This is a genomic window from Devosia geojensis, from assembly GCF_000969415.1.
Lineage (GTDB): Bacteria > Pseudomonadota > Alphaproteobacteria > Rhizobiales > Devosiaceae > Devosia > Devosia geojensis.
Window position 1 is genome coordinate 1 of the sequence record NZ_JZEX01000186.1, and the last position, 1,363, is coordinate 1,363.

Annotated in this window: 1 protein-coding gene; it reads right to left on the bottom strand. The window is 66.7% G+C overall.

The features are described 5' to 3' along the window. Window positions 1-68: 68 nt before the first annotated feature. On the bottom strand, window positions 69-1,100 hold the full coding sequence (locus VE25_RS20390; protein ID WP_046110521.1) for an endonuclease/exonuclease/phosphatase family protein: 1,032 nt from the start codon (window positions 1,098-1,100) through the stop codon (window positions 69-71). Window positions 1,101-1,363 lie beyond the last annotated feature (263 nt).

Genomic DNA, 1,363 nt, shown 5'->3' on the forward strand with positions numbered 1-1,363 from the left:
CCCCAACCCCTCCCCTCAAGGGGGAGGGGGGCAGACCGTGCCGGTGGCGGCATTGCGTCCGGCCCATCCTAATCCTCCTCCACGCGCGCCGGCCGGTATTGGAAGGTGGCGCGCACGATGCCGTGGTCGGTGGTGCCGGAGGCCTTGTGGTCCTCGAAGTTGAGATGGTCCGTCAGGATCTCCAGCCCGTCGAACGCCCAGATGCGCTTGCGGCTGTTGTCGTAGAATTCCTGGCTGACGAGGATGTGGTCCAGCGACTCGCGCTCGTTCTGGAAGATGTGGGTGTAATAGACGTCGCGGGTGCTGCGGTATTGCTGGAGCGTCTGGCCGGAATAGAGGCCGGCGTCGGTGCCGCCGGTCGACAGGCCGAGGAGATAGTTGGGCTGGCCGGACAGGATGTTGATGGTGTTGGAGAGGATGCCGTCGTTGACGTCGCCCAGCACCACAACCGGATCGTCGGTGCCGCGCAGGCGCTCGACGAGGATCATGCGCAGCGCCGCCGCTTCGGCCGTGCGGCGGATGGTGGAGATGGCGGCGCCGAGCCCGGGGGCATGGCGCTGGTGGATGTTCCTCACATACCAGTCTTCGTCATGGATCTCGGTCGGGCGCTTGGACTTGAGGTGGCAGACATAGACGTGGATGTGCGGGTGGCTGGGGCGCGTCTCGATCTCGAAGTGCAGCACGGGACGCGAGAAGCTGTCGATGGCGACCGCGATCTCGGGCGTCTGCGGGTCGTCGCCCTGGCTCTGCAGGACGAAATCGGGCGGGAACTCGACGATCCATTCGGGCTCGCCGACGAGCATTTCGGCGCGCACGGCCGCCGCGCAGACGATGCTCTGGCCGGCGTGGCCGGACGGGGCGAGGACGGTGTGGGTGTTCTCCAGCCCGGCCTCGGCGATGACGGCCTCGAGTGCCTCGGCGTGCCAGAGCTCCTGGAAGCCATAGACGTCGGACTGCATGCGCTTGAGAGCGCCGCCGAGCCAGGTGATCTTGGCCTCGTACTGGTCCTCGCTCCAGCCGGCGGCGCCGTACATGGGGAGGCCGGGCATGTTGAGGTTATAAAGATTGCAGGTGGCGAAACTGACGGTCGTGCGAGCCATGAGCTGTTCCCCTATGGATTGGCGGCAGCGAGCCTAGCAAGGGCGGGTTGCGGTTCGGAGACGGGTGTGCCCCTCTTTCTTTGGGGCATGTGCATTTGCGTGCCGGACGCGACACCCCCCACCCTGTCCCTCCCCTCCAGGGGGAGGGGACCCTCCCAGTCATTGACGGCAAACTCAAACGCGGCGTTTGCGGCTCTTTCGCGCCCCTCCCCCTGGAGGGGAGGGACAGGGTGGGGGGTGTCGCGTCCGGCACGCAAATGCAC